At 45.7% G+C, this 20101-nt stretch carries 13 protein-coding genes; 9 read left to right on the top strand and 4 right to left on the bottom strand.

Going from position 1 to position 20101, the window contains the following annotated elements; translation table 11 throughout:
* Window positions 1–176: 176 nt before the first annotated feature.
* The 7 genes from ON006_RS18685 to ppk1 all read left to right on the top strand — a co-directional run bounded on the left by ON006_RS18685 (window position 177) and on the right by ppk1 (window position 12083).
* The gene (locus ON006_RS18685) at window positions 177–530 is read left to right on the top strand and encodes a hypothetical protein (protein WP_244820891.1); all 354 of its coding nucleotides are present in this window, start codon (window positions 177–179) and stop codon (window positions 528–530) included.
* A gap of 207 nt (window positions 531–737) precedes the next feature.
* A complete protein-coding gene (locus tag ON006_RS18680; protein ID WP_244820890.1) occupies window positions 738–1424 on the top strand; it encodes an outer membrane beta-barrel protein in 687 nt (228 codons plus the stop codon).
* Between the two features lie 103 nt (window positions 1425–1527).
* Window positions 1528–2400: a ThuA domain-containing protein gene (locus ON006_RS18675; RefSeq protein WP_244820889.1), complete on the top strand. Its 873-nt coding sequence runs from the start codon at window positions 1528–1530 to the stop codon at window positions 2398–2400.
* Window positions 2401–2442: 42 nt separating this feature from the next.
* Window positions 2443–5616 (top strand): PVC-type heme-binding CxxCH protein, encoded by a 3174-nt coding sequence (locus ON006_RS18670; RefSeq protein ID WP_244820888.1) that lies wholly within the window; start codon window positions 2443–2445, stop codon window positions 5614–5616.
* Between the two features lie 138 nt (window positions 5617–5754).
* The gene (locus ON006_RS18665; protein ID WP_244820887.1) at window positions 5755–7452 is read left to right on the top strand and encodes a hypothetical protein; all 1698 of its coding nucleotides are present in this window, start codon (window positions 5755–5757) and stop codon (window positions 7450–7452) included.
* Between the two features lie 195 nt (window positions 7453–7647).
* Window positions 7648–9603 (top strand): DNA topoisomerase (ATP-hydrolyzing) subunit B, encoded by a 1956-nt coding sequence (gyrB, locus tag ON006_RS18660; protein ID WP_244820886.1) that lies wholly within the window; start codon window positions 7648–7650, stop codon window positions 9601–9603.
* Between the two features lie 170 nt (window positions 9604–9773).
* Window positions 9774–12083, top strand: coding sequence for a polyphosphate kinase 1 (gene ppk1, locus ON006_RS18655; RefSeq protein ID WP_244820885.1), 2310 nt, complete (start codon window positions 9774–9776; stop codon window positions 12081–12083).
* A 2-nt stretch (window positions 12084–12085) separates the two neighbouring features.
* On the opposite strand, the gene ON006_RS18650 is transcribed toward ppk1, so the two are convergent.
* The 3 genes from ON006_RS18650 to ON006_RS18640 all read right to left on the bottom strand — a co-directional run bounded on the left by ON006_RS18650 (window position 12086) and on the right by ON006_RS18640 (window position 16586).
* Window positions 12086–14560 carry a bifunctional UDP-N-acetylmuramoyl-tripeptide:D-alanyl-D-alanine ligase/alanine racemase gene (locus ON006_RS18650; protein ID WP_244820884.1) on the bottom strand — a complete coding sequence of 825 codons (2475 nt, stop codon included), beginning with the start codon at window positions 14558–14560 and terminating at the stop codon, window positions 12086–12088.
* A 36-nt stretch (window positions 14561–14596) separates the two neighbouring features.
* Window positions 14597–15673: a magnesium/cobalt transporter CorA gene (gene corA, locus ON006_RS18645; protein ID WP_374760217.1), complete on the bottom strand. Its 1077-nt coding sequence runs from the start codon at window positions 15671–15673 to the stop codon at window positions 14597–14599.
* Window positions 15674–15734: 61 nt separating this feature from the next.
* Complete coding sequence (locus ON006_RS18640; protein WP_244820882.1) at window positions 15735–16586, bottom strand: universal stress protein; 852 nt, start codon at window positions 16584–16586, stop codon at window positions 15735–15737.
* Window positions 16587–16877: 291 nt separating this feature from the next.
* Here ON006_RS18640 and ON006_RS18635 point away from each other — a divergent pair, with 291 nt between their 5' ends.
* Entirely contained in the window at window positions 16878–18278 is a 1401-nt protein-coding gene (locus ON006_RS18635; protein ID WP_244820881.1) for a dicarboxylate/amino acid:cation symporter, read from the top strand.
* 29 nt (window positions 18279–18307) lie between these two features.
* The gene (locus ON006_RS18630) at window positions 18308–18667 is read left to right on the top strand and encodes an ArsC family reductase (RefSeq protein ID WP_244820880.1); all 360 of its coding nucleotides are present in this window, start codon (window positions 18308–18310) and stop codon (window positions 18665–18667) included.
* On the opposite strand, the gene ON006_RS18625 is transcribed toward ON006_RS18630, so the two are convergent.
* Window positions 18664–19884 carry a THUMP-like domain-containing protein gene (locus ON006_RS18625; protein ID WP_244820879.1) on the bottom strand — a complete coding sequence of 407 codons (1221 nt, stop codon included), beginning with the start codon at window positions 19882–19884 and terminating at the stop codon, window positions 18664–18666. The genes ON006_RS18630 and ON006_RS18625 overlap by 4 nt on opposite strands.
* Window positions 19885–20101: the final 217 nt, after the last annotated feature.

Here is a 20101-nt window from a genome sequence, read left to right as displayed (position 1 = left end):
AATGATTTGAAAGGACCGGTTAAAACTCTCAATTCCAGAAATCGAACCAAGACAGAGATCGAAAAATTGCTTTCAGCTGATTCGTCCTATATGTTAAAGAGCGTCGGAAGGGATTCGATTTTTCTAAATAGGGCAATTGTTAGTTTAACGTATAATCAATTTTTTTAAAATACACTATGCTTAATTACGGATTTGAAGTTGAATTAAATTCCGAACATTTATGTACTGCGGGTATCGATACGCAACATTATGTTATAACATGTATCCTTAGTTCAATTATGCGCAAGGATGAAGAGACACAAGAGATAGGTATTGTAATAGGAGGACTTAATTCAGTTACAAACGACAGCTTGGAATGGTCAAACAAGCTCTTGGGTATGGGGGATGTAATCACTATAAAAGTAGTTGATAAGAATTTTGATCCACCTTTGAAGATGAACACTTCTTCCGATAAGGATTTTATATTGAATCAAAAAATAAAATACTATTACCGACTAAAAGAAGAATTAAAGGAATATCTTGATCGCTAACGTCTGATTGAAAAAAGAGGCATCCACTACCGCGACGCCATTGAAAACGGCCAGGTACAAGGCAGGGCAATCGGGCAGTTTGTGATTGAAAAGCTTAAAAAAGAAGGAATTAAGCCAGTTATTTGACAAATATATAGTTTGAGAAAGGTGATTTTGCCTCGAAGTTAGTAGTTTTGAAATCTGGTAAAATCCGTCGTTTTTCAACCAATGAATAAATATTTTCCCTTCTTGTTGCTCATTTTTTGCCTATCGTGGCTGCCGCTGAGTGCGCAGGTCGAATGGAGAAAGGAGCCGGAAGAGGCTCATCAGGAAGAGGTATTTCCCAAATGGAGCTTCGGGTTGAACGGGGGCTACGGATACCGCTTATTCAGGTCGGGAAGAAGGCTGAATGCTTCGAACAAAAACTACATTAAAAATCTGAAATCGGGTATCGCATTTGGCGGGGAAGTCTCTTATTTTAAATGGAAAAGGGTAGGGTTTGGCCTCAAATACGAACGTTACCAGAGCAAGGCAGGAGATGACAAAGATCTGAGCGAGGATGTAACCGTTCAGCATTTCAGCGGCTCATTGATCCACCGCACATTTCTCGAAAATAATAAGAGCACTGTTTTAGCGTCCTTTCTTCTTGGATATCAACCGTATCAAAATAAAACGGTGGCGGGGGCGGAGCAATTTACATTTACCGGCAAAACAATGGGCTGGGGGTTCAGTGTTGGAATTGAGCACCGTTTGACGAATAAATTTGCGCTTAACCTTACCGGCTCAGCCATGATGGGCGCGGTATACCGGCTGAAAAGAGAAACTGAAATCAATACCGAAGTTCTCCGTTTGTCAAAGGATAACAGCGTAGACCTGTCCAGGGTGTCGCTGACAGTAGGGGTGCGATTTTTATAGATACCGTCTGAATTGTCTTATGAAAAAGTAAGGGAAAAGTAGGATGAAACAGTCTTCCACTTATATTCTAAACTCACTAAGATTGAACCTTAAAAATTGTAAGATGAATTTAAAGCAATTCTGCGTTTCCTTGCTCGTACTGGCGGTTATTGGCCTCACATTCACCGGCCAGGCAAAAGCACAATCCAAAAACAAAAAGCCATTGGTGGTTTTCGTGACGGGTGACCATGAATACAGCGGAGAGGAAACTCTGCCGATCATTGCGGCTGAACTGGAAAAAAATTACGGTATGAAAACCATCGTACTGAAAGCATATCCCGACCACAACAGTGAAAAAAATATTCCGGGCCTGGAAGCATTGAAGGATGCAGATCTGGCTGTTTTTTACCTGCGCTGGAGACAACTGCCTCCCGATCAGCTGGCACTCATTGAAGCATACCTTAAAACTGGAAAGCCGGTAATGGGCTTCCGCACAACCACCCACGCATTTAATTTCCCAAAAGGACACGAAAGCGAGAAATGGAACGCATTCGGTGAATTTGCATTGAATTCGCCTCCGGGCTGGGGCGGAGCGGCGAAACACACGCATTACGGACACAACAGCAGTACCGACGTGACCGTCATTCCCGAGCAAGCCAATAATCCTATTTTGACAGGAGTAAAAGGCCCTTTTCATGCCCGTTCATGGTTGTACCGCGTTTTGCCGGACTATCCTACCAAAGGCTCAACCTGGTTGCTAATGGGCAAATCGGTGAATCCTGACAAGGAGGCTATTGAAAACCCTGTCGCCTGGACGGGTACTAATTCTTTTGGAGGTAAAGTGTTCATGACCACGCTCGGCCATCCCGAAGATTTCAGGCTTGAACCATTCCAGCGACTGGTTGTCAATGCTATTCACTGGGAGCTTGGCAAAAAGGTTCCCAAAGAATGGAAAGGCAAGCTTGACATTCAGGTTCCTTACCGCGAGGCAAAATAAATACCCCATATTTCCTAAATCTAACTACAAGATTACCGATCAATGTCTAAACCCAGGAAAATCAGCGTCTCCGTTTCGCTCCTAGCATTTGTATTGGCCATCATTGGCTTCAGTGCTTTCAAATTCAATCAGTCCGCGTCCATTGATGTTAAAAAAGGCTCGCACATCATTCTGCTGGGTAACAACCTGGGGTCAAGAATGATGAATTACGACAATTTCGAAACTGAAATGCAGGTAAGGTATCCAGAGGATATGTTGTACATCCGCAATATGTGCGATGGCGGCGATACCCCCGGATTCAGGCCACATGCCAGCCGTAATACACCCTGGGCATTTCCGGGAGCTGAAAAGTTCCAGACCGAGCTCGCCAATCCTTCTCAAAGTGAGGGACATTTCGACTATCCTGACGAATGGCTTACCAGGCACAAAGCGGATGTGATCCTCGCTTTTTTCGGATACAATGAGTCTTTCGAAGGAAAAGCGGGACTTGAAAACTACAAAGCAGAGCTTGATGCATTTATCAAATACACATTGAGCCAGAAATACAATGGTACTACGGCTCCCCAGCTTGCCATCATTTCTCCGATCGCTTTTGAGGACCTATCCGCAAAATTTGATCTTCCCAATGGTAAAAAAGAGAACGAGAATATCCTTTTGTATGCCAAAGCAATGAAGGAAGTTTCGGAAAAGAACAATGTGCTGTACGTGGATGCTTTCACGCCTTCTCAAAAATGGTATGCTGAAACAAAGGAAGATCTGACCATTGATGGTTCGCAGCTGAATGAGGAAGGTTATAAAAAACTGGGCGTACTGCTAGCTGATCAGGTTTTTGGAAAAGCAGCACCGAAAGCTGAAAAGAACCGCCAGCTTGTCCACGATGCGGTAATGGAAAAAAACTGGATGTGGCATAATGACATCAAAATTCCAAATGGTGTACACGTTTATGGACGCCGCTACAACCCGTTTGGCCCTGATAACTATCCTGCTGAAATCCAGAAGATCAGGGAAATGACTGACATCCGCGACAAAGCAGTATGGCTGGCGGCTTCGAAAGGAGAGAAAATGGACCTTGCGGCTGCGGATAAGAACACGACGCCATTGCCTCCTGTTAAAACGAATTTCAATCCTGAGAAAAACGGAAGCCTTGAATATCTGTATGGTAACGATGCCCTTAAAAAGCTAAAAGTGCCCGAGGGTTATAAAATTGAGCTTTTTGCGTCGGAAGAAGAGTTTAAAGATCTTGCCAAACCAATGCAAATGTCCTTTGACAACAAAGGCAGGCTGTGGATCGCGACAATGCCAAGTTACCCGCATTACAAGCCGGGTGATTCAAAACCAGATGACAAGATCATCATTCTGGAAGATACTAATAATGACGGTAAGGCGGACAAGCAAACGGTTTTTGCCGACGGACTGCACCTTCCGCTTGGGTTTGAAATAGCGGCAGAAGGTGTTTACGTTTCGCAGGGAACTAACCTCAAACTGTTTACAGATACCAATGGTGATGACAAGGCCGATAAAGTGGAAATTCTGCTGAGCGGGTTTGATGACCATGATACCCATCATAATAGCCACGCATTCACCGTGGACCCTTCGGGAGCTATTTACTCCGGCGAAGGGGTGTTTTTACATACCAATGTCGAAACTTCTTACGGACCGGTACGTGCAACGAACGGTGGTTTTTACAGGTATACGCCACAGCGCAAAAAGCTGGAACGTACTGCCCAGCTTTCCATTCCTAACCCCTGGGGTATTGCATTTGACGATTGGGGACAGCCGTTCTTCGCTGAAACGTCCAGCCCGGATGTGCGGTGGATGCTACCTGGTTCTGTTTTGCCAAGGTATGGAGAAGCGAACCACAAGTCAGTTCAGCTGATCGAGAGAGCGCACCTGGTAAGACCGACCTCTGGTTTGGAGTTCGTTTCGAGCCGTCATTTTCCTGACGATCTTCAGGGAGACTTTTTGATTAATAATACCATTGGTTTCTTAGGGACCAAAGAACATACATTGACCGACGACGGTACTGGCTACAAAAGTCATCACCGCCAGGACCTGATTGTAAGTGAAGACAGAAACTTCCGTCCTGTGGATATGGAATTCGCACCGGACGGCTCGCTATACGTGATCGACTGGCACAATATCCTGATCGGGCACATGCAGCACAATGCACGTGACCCATTGCGTGACCATTCGCACGGAAGGGTTTACCGCGTTACCTACCCTTCGAGACCGCTGGTAACGCCTGCAAAAGTGGCGGGAGCGAGTATTGACGTGCTTTTGGAAAACCTCAAATTACCTGAATACCGCTCACGATACAGAACCAGACGCGAGCTGAGAGGACTTGACGCTGCGAAAGTTTTGCCGAAATTGACTGCCTGGACTGCTAGTCTGGATAAAAGCGACCCACGTTACGAGCATCATCTGCTGGAAGGATTGTGGGTAAGCTGGGGCTTGAATAAAGTGGATCAGAAGCTTTTGAAGCAAGTATTGAAAGCGAAGGATTACCACGTGAGAGCAGCTGCCGTGCAGGTGTTGCGTTACACCGGCCACCAGGTGCCCGACCAGGCTGACCTGCTGATGCAGGCGGTAAAAGATGAAAATAGCCGCGTGAGACTGGTGGCTATTGTAGCCGCTTCGTGGATAGGTAAAGAAAAAGGTTTACCGATATTAGCGGAAGCCAAGAAAATGCCACTAGATGACTGGATGATCCATGCGCATGAAACTGCGGTTGCCCACTTGAACGGCCAGAATGTGAAGAAAGAAAAACAAACGGTTGCAACAACCAGTCTGAAAGGCAAGGAGCTGATATTGTTCAACATGGGACGGCAGATCTACGCGAAGGAAGGATACTGTTCAACCTGCCACCAGCCCGACGGTAAAGGTTTGGCAGCTTCCGGGTTTCCACCGCTGACTGGTACCAACTGGGTTTTGGGCAATGATGAACGTTTGATTAAGCTGGCACTAAAAGGATTGCTGGGCCCTATTGAGGTAAACGGACAAAAATATCCTGGCCAGGTACCGATGACACCTTTTGCAGGGTTATTGAAGGATGAAGAAGTGGCTGCGGTGCTTACTTACGTGAGAAATTCATTCGGAAATAAAGGGCCTGCGATCATGCCGGAAAAAGTGAAGGCGGTGCGGGCAGCGACAGAAAGCAAGAAGGATTTCTACTCCCCAGATCAGCTGCTGAAAGAGCACCCTTTGGAAAAGATGTAGGATATTGAATGGATATATTGAAGCAAAAGGACAGGGCCGGCTCCTGTCCTTTTTGTTTTAGGGAGGGCGAAATGTTTATTCGGTTAGCAAGAGTACGGCTATTGTTTTAACTTCGCGATTGAAATAAAACAATCCGATATGCTTCGAATTCTTGCCGGTATTGCCATCAGTTTTGTCATTTTCATATACTTCGTTTACAATTTTTACTTCTCCGTCAATTTTCCTTTTCAAGACGATTTTTTGCTGATCCAGTTCATCGAGACAGTTTCTCAGGGCGGACTTGGCTTCGTGGGACTGGTTAAGGAGCTTTTTCGGACGTTTAACGATCATAAGGCAGTCATTCCAAGGTTTATATCCCTCGTTGAGTATAGTATCACCGGCACGCTCAATTTCAGGCTGTACATTGTCCTGGTGTTACTGAATGTCACTTATATCTTCTATTTCCTATACCTCCAGTTCCGCAAAACGAAACTTCCTTTATACTATTTTCTGCCAGCGCCATTTTTGTTCTTCCACCCGCTTTATCATGAGATTTCGGGCTGGGCTTTGAACGGAATGCAGCATTCTTATCTGACTGCATTCACTGTTACGGCCATTATTCTGGTGTCGCGGCGTAGTAAATGGGCCTTTTACGTGGCTATGCTATGTTGTTTTCTGGCGACTTTCACGCACGGCAACGGGGTTTTGTCATTTCCCGCCATTGTCTTCTATTTCCTGTGTCTGAAAGACTTTAAAAAGGCCGGGCTAACCGCTCTTTTTATGGTGATCTGTCTGGGCATTTACCTGGCTGGATATGAATCAGGGCAGGCGGGCAAATTGCCCAAGGATTTGATCAGTTTCATTTCCTCCCTTTTTGGTTTTATCGGGTCGAGCATGTCATTGTGGAGCAATCCAGTGGTGTGGTCGGCGCTGTGGGGTGCGGTGATCATTGGTTTTATGATTTTCATCACAGTGAAGGTTTCTGCGATATATTTCAACAAGCCTGTCACAGTGAAGCCGGGTACTGTGGAGCTGCTTACGCTTTTTGCGTTTATTTTTATTACCAGCACAGTCATTGCGCTGTTCCGTTCCTGGGCGGGCAGTACCATTGCGAGCCGGTTCCAGATTTATGCGTGCCTGTCTACCGTCATGTTCTACATCCTTTTACTGGACTACACGACGATATTCCGCAAGATGGCGGTGCTGTATACCATTACCGCGCTAAGCATATTTTACTGGGCTTATTCGCATTATGCGTACACCGGTGTGGTTGCGACAAAGAGGACAACCTACCTGGCCGATGTCTACAACTGGCAGACGAACCGTAATATGTTCTCGGTCGAAAAAACAATTGTCAGGAATGCTAATTTCTACCTGTTACCCGCTTACGAAAAAGGGTTTTTCAAAGTACCACAGCCTGTTGCGACCAAATCACAGCTCGATTCTATGTTTATTGCCAGCGCAGCGGTCACTGACGGGCAGCAAACTTACCTGGAAAACTGGCAGGTGCAGCGTTTGGTACGTGAAGGCGTGGAAGATCTCACTTATTTTTTTGTCGCCGATAATGTTTTCCCTGACCGCAAAGGCCTGCTAGACGATCGTTTTCTGGTTTTAAAAGATACAAAAACGGGACAAATCCATATGATGGGTGCTAATGCCAAAATAGCTGCCAGAAAGGAAATCCTGACCAAGCTGACATACTACAAAAAAGGCTTTAATACGTTTATCAGGAATGATGATCTCCCCGAAAGCTCCTATGAACTTGGTATTATCGATGTAAAAAATAACGGTGGCAAAAGGTTTTACCGGCTCGGAAAATCATTAATTGTTACCGGTGGCAAACTTGCGCTTCGCTAGGGTAATTTTTTCTTTGGAGGGATTTATTCCCAAATAACCTCCTGTACCCGAATATTGGTTATTTAATATTTCTATCAGGGGTTTTAGTGGCATTAAATCGTGCCAGGAACCTGGATTTCTGCGAAAAAAATCGTATCTTTACGTGCTTAAAAAGCCTGAAAATGGTTCTTTTTATCCAAGTGTAAAACAAACTATATGTCAAACGAAACAGTGATTGAAGTAAATAGTTATTCAGCCGAAAATATCCAGGTTCTTGAAGGTTTAGAGGCAGTTCGCAAGCGTCCGGCCATGTATATTGGTGACACTGGTTTTAAGGGGGTTCACCATCTGATTTGGGAGGTTGTTGATAATTCCATTGATGAGGCGATGGCCGGCTATTGCGATACCATCAATGTTACGATAGAAAAAAATAATTCCATTACTGTTCAGGATAATGGCCGCGGTATTCCAACCGGAATGCACCCCAAAGAGAAAAGATCTGCATTGGAGGTAGTACTGACCGTACTGCACGCAGGGGGTAAATTTGATAAAGACACATACAAGGTTTCAGGCGGTTTGCACGGGGTAGGGGTTTCCTGCGTTAACGCACTTTCTATACACCTGCGTGCTGAGATTCACCGCGAGGGTAAAATATTTGAACAAGAGTTCAGCGAAGGCAAGCCTTTGTACGCTGCACGCGTTATTGGCGAGTCTGAAAAAACCGGAACATTCATCCATTTTTTACCGGATGCTACGATTTTCTCGGTGACAGAATTCAAATACGAAACTGTGGCTACCCGTCTCAGGGAATTATCCTATTTGAACAAAAGAATCCGGATCACGCTGGAAGATAAGCGCGAAGAGGATGAAGACGGCAAGTTCAGAGGAGAGGAATTCTATTCTGAAATTGGTCTGAACGAGTTTGTGACCTATCTGGATGCAACCCGCCAGCCATTGATCCCTGAGCCTATCCACATGGAGACCTTGAAAGGAACTGTTCCCGTAGAAGTGGCCATGATGTACAATACCTCGTACAGCGAGAATGTATTCTCATATGTAAACAATATCAACACCATTGAAGGTGGAACGCACGTTTCTGGTTTCAGGGCTGCATTAACCCGGACACTAAAAAACTACGCTGAAAAATCGGGTGTTCTTGCGAAAGAAAAAATTGAGATCAGCGGGGACGATTTCCGTGAAGGTTTGACTGCCGTTATCTCGATCAAAGTGCAGGAGCCTCAGTTTGAGGGTCAGACAAAAACCAAACTGGGTAACTCAGAGGTAACCGGGGTCGTAAGTCAGGTAGTGGCAGAAATGCTCGATACTTATCTGGATGAGCACCCGAAAGAAGCCAGGGTAATCATTGACAAAGTGATCCTTGCTGCGAAAGCGCGTATTGCGGCCAAAAAGGCCCGTGAAATGGTGCAGCGTAAGAATATATTGACAGGTACGGGACTTCCGGGAAAACTTTCCGACTGCTCTGAAACAGACCCTAACGTTTGCGAATTGTACCTGGTCGAAGGGGACTCGGCGGGTGGAACTGCCAAGCAAGGCCGTAACAGGGCTTATCAGGCAATCCTGCCGCTTCGAGGTAAGATCCTGAACGTTGAAAAAGCACAGGAATACCGCATTTACGAAAATGAAGAGATCAAGAATATGTTCACCGCAATGGGTGTGCAGATCGGTAAAGACGGTGACGAACGCGCATTGAACATTGATAAGCTGAGGTATCACAAAATCGTGATCATGACCGATGCCGATATCGATGGTAGTCACATTCGTACGCTGATCCTCACATTCTTCTTCCGGTATATGAAGATCCTGATCGATCATGGCTACATCTACATTGCCCAGCCACCTTTGTACCTCGTGAAAAAAGGTAAAGAAGAAAGGTACTGCTGGACTGAATTGCAGCGTGAGGAAGCGGTAAGGGCCATTGGTGGCGGTCGTGAAGATTCCGTGCATGTGCAGCGTTACAAGGGTTTGGGAGAAATGAATGCGGAACAATTGTGGGAAACAACCATGAACCCGGACCGTCGCAGCCTGAAACAGGTTTCAGTAGAGTCAGCAGCGGAAGCAGATCATTTATTTTCCATGCTGATGGGTGATGAAGTAGCACCCAGGCGCGATTTTATTGAGAAGAATGCTAAGTATGCGCGCGTTGATGTGTAGCCGCTAGCTCCGATATTTTGATTGGAAACGGATGGCTGTCAATTTCAGCCATCCGTTTCTTTTTTAGTACAAAAAATAACAGAAAGTTCATACACCCGAAAACAATAGATTGTTTAGATTCGTTGAATTTTTAGTCCCATTTAGCAAAGTAGCAATTTAAAGAATTCCTTATGCCAGGTTCCACTGACCCCATATATAGCAATGAAAAAAGAGGCAAACTCACTAATCTTTTTGCTTTCTTCAAAAGTCCAAAGGAACAAGCTCCGGCGGATGACAGCAAAGTGGTAAGCTCTTCGGAAAAAGCCAATACACTGGTTCAGCAAAGCGACCTGATCAGCCGCGACCTGAGCTGGTTGAAATTCAATGACCGGGTGTTGGACCAGGCAACCAATGAGGATAGGAATCTCTTCGACCGGCTCAAATTTTTGGCTATTACCTCCTCCAACCTGGACGAGTTTTTATCCATTCGTGTGGGAAGTCTTTATAATTATCTCGACTTTGGAAAAGAACGGCTGGATTATTCCGGCCTGCGCGAAATTCCTTTCAGAAAGGTTTTGATGCGCGAGTTGCATGATTTTGTTCGTCGCCAGAATGATTGTTACAAAAACCAGTTATTGCCATTATTTTCAAAGCATGGATTTCGGATCGTAGGAATTGATGAAGTAGAAGAAGACGAAAAAGGCGCGGTAGAGCAATACTTTGAACGGACAGTGTATCCTATGCTGACGCCAATGCTGTTTGACTATACGCATGCTTTCCCGGTGCTGCTTGCCAAAGTGCTGATTCTGGGTGTGATCACGCAGGTTAAAGGCACGACTTCGGAAGAGGATAGAAAGCTTTCTTTTGTGCAGCTACCGCTTAACTTGCCCCGGTTTTACGTCATCGAGCGGGAGGATGAGTTATTGTTTCTCCCCATTGAAATGATCGTTCGAGCTCATATAAACAAGCTTTACCGGAATGTCGACATTGTTTCGACCAATTTATTCCGTATCCTCAGAAACGGTGATTTTACATTGGAAGAAAGTGATGATATTGAGGCTGATTTTATTGATGAGATTAAACAGAAAATAAAAAGCAGGCGTCTGGGCCGTGTGGTGCAGGTTTACATTGAACAGGATACCAATCCGGACTTGCTGAACCTGATCAAAAAGCGTTGGGAAATTGATGATTACAATGTGTTCCCAATAGACGGATTGATTGACTATACCGCATTCTGGAGCATAATCAAACATCCTGAATTCAAAGACCAGATACCAACAATACATCCGCCGGTACCGCCGCTCGGGATGGATAGGGAACGTATACCCGATATTTTCGAAGTAATGCGTGAGCGCGACATTCTGCTGCACCACCCATACAACAACTTTGAACCTGTTCTGCAATTGTTGGAGCAAGCCGCAGAAGACCCCAAAGTGCTATCCATTAAACTGACCATTTACCGGTTAGCGAAGGATTCCAGGGTTACCGAGGCACTTTTGCATGCCGCTGAAAACGGCAAGCACGTAGCCGTTTTATTCGAGGTAAAGGCACGTTTCGACGAGGAAAATAACATTAAGGAAGCACAACGTCTCCAAAAGGCAGGTTGTTTTGTCATTTACGGTATTGGTTTGTTGAAAACCCATACGAAACTGTTACTTATCGTCAGAAATGAAGGAAACCGGGTGCTGCGTTATGCGCATTTATCAAGCGGTAACTACAATGAGGATACCTCCAGACTCTATACGGATACAGGTTTGTTAACTTCGAATGAGGAGTATACCCATGATATTTCAGAGTTTTTCAATGTCATTACCGGCCACTCGATCCCGTCGGAATACCAGAACCTGATCACCGCCCCGCGTTATATGCGTGCGAAACTGATCGAGCTGATCCAGCAGGAAGCAGAGAATGCGAAAGCAGGTCTGAAAAGCGGTATTTGTATTAAGATCAACTCACTGGAAGACAGGGATACCATTCTGGAACTGTACAAGGCTTCGGAAGCAGGCGTACCGATCAAGCTGATCGTTCGTGGAATGTGCTGCCTGCGGCCTCAACGTGTAGGATTGAGCGAAAATATCACCGTACGTTCGCTGGTAGGGGACTTTTTGGAACATTCGAGGATATTCTATTTCCACCAGGACGGCAATCCGCTGGTATACGGCGGCAGCGCCGATGCGATGGTCCGCAGCTTTGACAAACGTATCGAGTCACTTTTCAAACTGGTCGATCCGCGGGTGAAGCAGGAGGCTATCCATATTCTTTACTACAGCTTGATGGATAATGTGAATTCCTACGAAATGCAGGAAGACGGTACTTACATTAAATGCGAGCTGGAAGGTTCGGAGCCATTGAATGTACATCAGGCGTTTTATGACGTGACCCTGGACGAGGTAATGGCTACGCACCTGTTTGTAGAAGAAGACAAAAAAGAAAAGCCAGCAGAACCGGCAGAACCAGAGGTTTCTGACGCGGAAATGCAGGCGGAAACGGAACCTTCCTAAGGTTACTCCTTATAAAAAACTCGTTTGACCCGGTCACCGATGCCGGTCAGCAACTCATAGGGGATGGTGTTAATGCTTTTGGCTAGCTCAGTAATGGGTACTTCTTTGCCGAAAACAATAACTTCGTCCCCTTCTTCTGCCCGGGCACTGGTCACATCGATCATGGTCATATCCATACAAATATTCCCGATGGTAGGGCACAATGTTCCGTTCACCAGCACCTGTCCGGTACCGTTGCCAAGCCCGCGATCGTAACCGTCGGCATAGCCAATCGCCAGGGTCGCAATCGCTGAATCGTGCTCAATGTGGCCTTTTCGGCTGTATCCCACGGTTTCGCCCGACGAAAGATATTTGATCTGCGAGATAATGGTTTTCAATGTGCCCACCGACTGCAACGCACGTTGCTCCTGCCCGGTCGCTTCGACACCGTAGAGCCCGATCCCGAGCCTTACCATATCCAGCTTATAGTCGGGGAAACGTACAATTCCGGCTGAATTCAGAATGTGTTTGATCGTTTTGTAGCCCAAAGCATCTTCCAGCAGCGCGGCACCTTCCTCAAATTGCTGGTACTGATGTTTTGAAAATTCGTTGTGAACACCTTCATCAGCGCCAACCAAATGGGAAAAAATACTGGCGACTTTCACGGCCGGGTGACTCTGCAACTGCCCGATCAGCCATTCATAATCATCCTTCACAAAACCCAGGCGGTGCATTCCGGTATCAAGTTTTAAATGCACAGATGGGATTTCGGACGGGTCATTGATTTTTTTAATGTAATTGATCCAATCCAGCAAGATGCGACGACTGTAAATTTCCGGTTCAAGTTTGTACTGAATGAGCAGGTCAAATGCAGGAACTGTAGCATTCATGACCATACAAGGCAGATTGATACCATATTGGCGGAGTGCCACGCCTTCGTCCGCATAAGCCACACCCAGGTAGTCGACGCGGTGGTATTGCAGCAATGACGCCACTTCCGAGCTGCCACTGCCATATGCAAATGCTTTTACCATGGCCATGATCTTCGTGCCGGAGCCTACTTTGGACCGGTAGTAGTTCAGATTATGCGCCAAGGCGTCCAGGTTGATTTCCAGGACTGTGCCGTGTGCTTTTTGCTGCAACCGGTGGACGATTTTTTCAAAAGAAAATGGTCTCGCGCCTTTTACCAGTACCAGGCTGTCTGACAATGTATTGAAAGGAAAATCACTTAAAAATGTGTCCGTATCCGGGAAGAAATGCTGATTAGGAAGCTCGAACAATCCAGCCTGGCTGCTTATTTCCGGGCCTATCCCAATGACTTCATCGATCGCTTTTTCTTTTAGCAATTTAGCGACCAGCCCGTAAAGCTCAGCGGGAGTTTGTCCTGTTTGCAGTACGTCCGAAAGTATTACTGTCTTCTTTTGACGCTGTTCCTGTTGCCCCAGAAAGTTAAGGGCCATCGAAAGTCCCTGAACATCATTGTTATAGGCATCGTCGATGATATAGCAATGGTTGATCCCTTCTTTCAGTTCCAATCTCATGGACACTGGTTTCAGGTGAAAAATCCTTTCCTGAATGGTGCTGTGAGAAAGTCCGAAATCGAGCAGAAATACAATGCAGTGGGTAAGGTTTTCCAGCGAAGCATCATCCCGAAACGACGTTTCAAATGTATGCTCGCCGAATTTACCTTTGAAATCGATAAACGTTTTATCTTTTTGAAGGTCGTAAACAACTTGAATGGATGCTCCTGAATGGCCGCTACCCCAGCTGATCACTTCCAGAAACGGATTCACCGGCCGAAGGATCAGACTGACCTCTTCGTCAATGTCTTTGTAGTCTTTTCTATAAATGAGTTTTCTGACCTTGGTAAATAAACGCAGCTTCTCGGTGATCTTTTGCTTGCGACTGCGGAAACCATCATCATGTGCCGGGCCAATATTGGTAAATATGCCGATACTAGGCTGCATGACCGGTTGCAGATGCTCCATTTCATGAGCCTGGGAGATACCTGCTTCAAAAATCCCCAAGTTATGTTCCTTACTCAGGTTCCAGACGGAGAGCGGAACTCCTATCTGTGAATTATAGCTTTTCGGGCTAGCTACGACCCTTTTTCCAGGAGCAGTGAGTTGTACGAGCCATTCTTTTACGATCGTTTTTCCATTACTTCCGGCAATACCAACCACCGGAATATCAAACTGGCGCCGTTTTTCTGAGACTAGCTTTTGTAATGCACGGATTGCGGACGGAACCACCCATATTTGGGCGTCGTCCCATTGTGAAGTGAGTGTACGAAGTGCTTCGGAGAAGGATGCTTCCTCCACTACAAACTCCCTGACACCGCTTTCGTATAACTCGGGAACAAACTGGTGGCCATCGTGTCTTACTCCTTTGATGGCAAAAAATATACTTTGTTCAGGAAAGGAAACCTGGCGGCTGTCGGTTAAAATGTAAGCAGCTTTTGTAGTTATTCCCTGTGCGTTATTTCCGGTAAGGCTCATTCTAATACTTTTGTTCAAAGCACAAAGGTATCAAACCTACGTCCATTTTTTAGACTTGAAATAAAATATCATCCCTACCGTCACCACCGCCATCAGCCCCCAGACATAAAAGTATCCGTACCTCATTTTCAGCTCTGGCATATAATCAAAGTTCATCCCGTAAACGCCCACTATGAATGTCAGAGGCATGAAAATGGCTGAAAAAACCGTCAGCGTTTTCATGACTGAATTCATTCTGTTGCTAATGGTCGACAGATGTACGTCCGCCAAGCTGGCGAGTAATTCGCGGTAGGAATCAATGGTGTCCAGCACCTGCATTATGTGGTCGTACAGGTCACGGTAGTATGGAATTGCCTCTTTTTCAATGAGTGCATTGTCCTCCCGGATCAGCTGGTTGATCATGTCGCGTAGGGGCCAGATCTGCCTGCGGGCCATGGTCAGCTCACGTTTAAGGGCATATAACTCTTTTAATGACAAATCTTCTGAGCCGCGGATCACCTGATCTTCGGTATAGTCGAGGCTGTCGCCCAATTTTTCCAAAACGATGAAGTAGTTGTCAACGACGACGTCCATCAGTGCAAAAAGCAGATAGTCGGGGCCGTTTCTCCTGGTTTTTCCCACGGACGCCTCCAATCTGTTCAGTACCGGAGTAAAAATGTCATCCGTAAGTTCTTCCTGAAAGGACAACAGGTACTTTTCGCCCAAAACGAAGCTCACATGCTCTGAGGTAATACAAATAGGCGATTCGGTTTCAACATGAAGCATTTTTAATGTCAAAAACAGATAGCCATCATCATAGATTTCCAGCTTGGGCTTGTGCTCCGTGTTGACGATGTCTTCCAGCAGCAGCGGATGCAGATCGTACAATTTCCCCAGCTTTTCAATCAGCCCGGTTTCGTGAATACCGTCCACATCCAGCCAGGTGATCACCGGTTCCCCGTTTTCGGCGGGTCTGCATTCACTCAACGATTTGACCGGCTCATTCCTGAACAAATGATCATTAAACTGTATCCGCCTGATCTTGGTTTTTAGCTCAATGTCAGGCCCAATGTACGTCAATGTGCCCGGAGAGGTCAGCAGGTTACGTTTTTTGTAACGTCTCGACCTTTTGATGACCGGATCCAGCTCCGTCGGCTTGGCGTGATGACTATGTTCTGTCCTGCTCAATGACTGATCACTTAAGATGGAAAACAAGCAATGGGACGTGCGTATCCACGATCAGTTTCCTGGTTACGCTCGGGTTGATCAGAAATTCCTCGATAAACGATCTCTCCCTGGAAGACATAATGAGCAAGTCAGCATTCACTTCGTCGCAATATGCTTCAATGCCGTCCAGCACATGCCGGTCCTCGCGGATCACGATATCTCCTTCTTTGATATCAAATTCAGCCTTGATCTCAGCAATGTACTGGTTGTCTGGCTGAATGTCGGGCTGGCTGTCCGACTTGATTTTAAGCAATGTAAGACTGCTCCCCAAATGGTTCATCAACACAAATACCTCTTTGAGAATGTCGGTTTCGTCGTATTCAAACTGCGTAGCATACACGACTTTTTGGAATTTGGCGGGATTGGCCTGCGGTGGGATCACCAGCACCGGGCATTGCGCATGAAGAGCGATATGAGTGGCCGAGGTACCGATCAGTTTGTCCAGAAATCCGCCAGAACCCGTTCTGCCGATCACTACCAAAGATGGCTGGTGCTCTTCTACGGCTTCCTCCACGGACGACTGCACGCTGCCTATCATCCACACAGCCTGTGCACGATATCCTTCTTCTACCAGCTTGTCGGCATATCCCTCCAGTCTTTTGCGGAACTCGTCTTCCAGTTCCGTAGTAAGCGACAGAAAATCTGATCCTCCTATTCCCGGTAAAACGTTCCCGGGCGTTATATTTACGTCGGCAATGTAGGGTTGGTATGCGTGGAGTATCAGCAATTCAGTAGATTCTTTCTCCGCTATAATTTTTGCAGCAGCAAGGGCTCGTTCGGCATTCTCAGAAAAGTCGATCGGGACAAGTATTCGATTCATGGTCATTGAGATTATGATGAGGAAATGCAGTTTTCGAACATATCAATTTTAGGAACTGAAACAAAGGATTTTTTTTAAAAATACTGGTCCAGGTTTCGTTGTACAATTTGCCGTTAAACAGATATTTATTTTATAAACTATCATATATTTAATACAATCATTAAATAAAAATATTCAAAACATATAATAAATTTTGCAATTTGACTTAATTGCGGCTGTTGGTGTAGTTGGCTTTAAATTGATTTTTTATAAGTTTACCGTTCAAACTAATTCCTCATTTCAACTTTCTGTATGAAGAGCAAGATTACCATTATCAACATTGCCCTGGTTACCATTGCTGCGATAGCCACCGTATTAAGTTCCTATGATATTCTTCCCTTATCCGATAATATTCTGATCACATTGCGCTGGCTTGCATTGGCCGGGCTGGTCGTTTATGCAATCCTGAAAAAAAACCTGACTACTTCCATCCTGATTTCCATGCTGGTAGGAACGGAAATCGGTTATGATTACCCGAAAATGGGGACGGAGCTGCACTTTTTGCGGCAGATCTTCTTGCAAATGATCAAGACGGTCATCGCCCCGTTACTTTTCGCGACATTGGTGACCGGTATCGCCGGTCATTCGGATCTGAAACAAGTGGGCCGCATGGGTTGGAAGTCGCTGCTGTACTTTGAAGTGGTGACTACTTTTGCATTGATAATCGGTCTGTTTTTTGCTAACTGGTTCAAACCCGGCGTCGGGATCATTGCTCCTGCAACACTGAATGCCACGCTACCGAAAGTGGCCGAGCAAACATGGCAGGACATTGTACTGCATTCATTTCCGGAAAACGTAGCCAAATCCATTTACCATGGTGAAGTGTTACAGATCGTAGTATTCAGCGTATTGTTCGGGATTAGCCTTGCATTATTGCCTGCTGCGAAAAAGGAGAAGTTCGTGCATGGTGTGGAGCTGCTGGCTGAGGTCATGTTCAAATTTACCAAGATCATCATGTACTTCGCTCCGATCGGTGTGGGTGCTGCGATCGCTGAAACGGTGGGGCACATGGGTATTGATGTGCTTAGAAACCTGGCATTGCTGCTTGCAACATTGTACTGCGCATTGATCGTTTTCATCCTGATCGTTTTTGTACCTATCGCGATGTTCGCCAGAATCCCGGTGATTAAATTCGCAAAAGCCATTTTTGAACCTGTATCCATTGCTTTCGCCACTACAAGTTCCGAATCCGCATTGCCGAAAGCGATGGAGAAAATGGAGAAATTTGGCGTGCCCCGCCAGATCGTGTCGTTTGTAATGCCCACCGGTTATAGTTTCAACCTCGACGGTTCAACGCTTTACCTGGCCCTCGCAACAGTTTTTGTGGCGCAGGCCACCGGGACAGAAATGTCGATCGGACAGCAACTTACCATGGTTTTATTGTTAATGTTGACCAGTAAAGGCGTTGCCGGTATTCCAAGAGCGACATTGGTGATCCTGTTGGGTGCTATTGCTAATTTTGGAATGCCCGAATGGCCGGTACTGCTCATTATGGGTATCGATGAATTGATGGATATGGCCCGTACATCGGTGAACGTGACAGGAAACTGCCTGGCTACGGCGGTGATTGCACGCTGGGAGGGAGAACTGGATGACGAGAAAATGCACAATTCAGATCTCGTGATAGACGAGCCTGTTGCTTCCGAAGTTTAAGTATTTATTTTTTAGAGTAATTCATTTTTATGTTGACGGTTTACGGAATACCCAATTGTGACACAATCAAGAAAACACGCACCTGGCTTGATAAAAATCAGATCGCATACAAGTTTCACGATTACAGAAAAGACGGTCTGGGCGAGGAAACGATCGATAAATGGTTCAAAACGCTTCCCTGGGATAAAGTGGTAAATAAGGCTTCCACTACCTGGAAGGAGCTTAGTGACGAAGAAAAGGCGGCAGTGACGGACGAAAAATCAGCAGCCAAACTGATGATATCCCACAGCTCGGTCGTCAAAAGACCACTCATTGAAGATGAAGCTGGCAATGCATTGCTGATAGGCTTTTCTGAAAAGGTATTTGAAGAGAAATTCCTAGCGAATTAATATTTGGCAGTAACGATTACTGCTTTGGAATTGTCGGAAAGGGTGGTGGCGAAAAGATAAAAGTCGCCACCCTCTTTCAGCTTCCACTTTTTTCTTAGCTCCTCAGGTTTTGCAGGAAAATTTCTTGTCGTCAGGTTGGCCTTGTCGCCGTTAATGTACTTCGTTATCTCTTTCATATCCGGTTTACAGATAGCGATAATTTTAAATGACCTGCCCGGAAAGCCAGCAACCGGCTCATTGGAGGTATACAACTGACTGTTAACAGCCAGTTTATTCACATCATAAATGCTACAAATGCTTTTGAACGCGCCGGCTTTCAGTACTGCCGCATGCGGTTCATATAAATAGGAGAGAGGATCTGAGTAAGTCGCAATCGCGTTCCGTTCCGTTTCCCTGTCAAAATCCAGCTGATGTAATATATCGCCAGCCGCATCAACTACTCGAATTTTTATCTTAAAATCTCCACCGGAAGTATTCCTGTCCAGTACAAAGAGCAGCTCCTTACATTCCTGCTCATAACCGACGGTGTGTACCTCTGTCAGGTTTGTTAATTCTTTGGCAGCCAGTTCGATATCAAGTAATGGAGACGTTTTTACCAGGACTTTTGGCGCGTTTTGAAACAAAAGAGAAAGGTTCGAGGGAATGTCAGGCGTGCAGTCGGAAAGTAGCACTACTTTATCTTTGTTAGCATCGCGGCGGGCAGGATCAGTGTAGATCCAGTCGGACGGTTTTGCGTTATTGCGAAGTGCTTCGAGCGAGTCGCCGGAATGTACGGTAATGTGATCAGCGCCCAGTTTTTGGAAATTGAACCACGCAGTTTTCGCTACTTCTTGCTGTTGTTCATAGTAGTCGGCGCTGGCAAAATTCCTGCTCATGTAGTAAATGTCCACGCCCATGCCACCAGTAATGTCAGTAAGCTGCTGTCCCGAAACCAGGCTGGCCTTGTACTTCGCCGTTGCTTCGGAAGAGCATTGCTCTACGGACAATGCGGACGGGAAAATCAGTTTGGTGTTTGCGTACCATTCCCGAAGTTTTTTTACGGCCTTTTGGCGGGAGAGGATCTGTGCAGCCAGTTTTTTTACGTCAAAACCTTTGAACTGGCCTGCTTTCAATATAAGCTGACCGGCATTTTCATGTTTATGTTTTTGGATAAATTCAATTTCCGGTTCCGAAAAACCATTTTCCAAATTCTCCTGCCTGTTCAATGGCTCATTCATAACAAAACTTAGACACACTGTTTCAAGTCCCGAAAGTACGGCATTTTGGTTTGGAGTCACAGCCGGGCCACGCGGAAAAGTATAATAGAAAGATTATCAGATTGAGGACAATTCATCTTTTGGTCTTATGTATTGAGTATCAGCAATATGGATCAGATGGGGTTAATTTTCTGTTTTGTATTAAGTAGGACTAACCAAATGAAAATTATAAATTGTC

The organism is Dyadobacter pollutisoli (genome assembly GCF_026625565.1).
GTDB classification, from domain to species: domain Bacteria; phylum Bacteroidota; class Bacteroidia; order Cytophagales; family Spirosomataceae; genus Dyadobacter; species Dyadobacter pollutisoli.
This window is presented reverse-complemented; position numbering and strand designations above follow the sequence as displayed.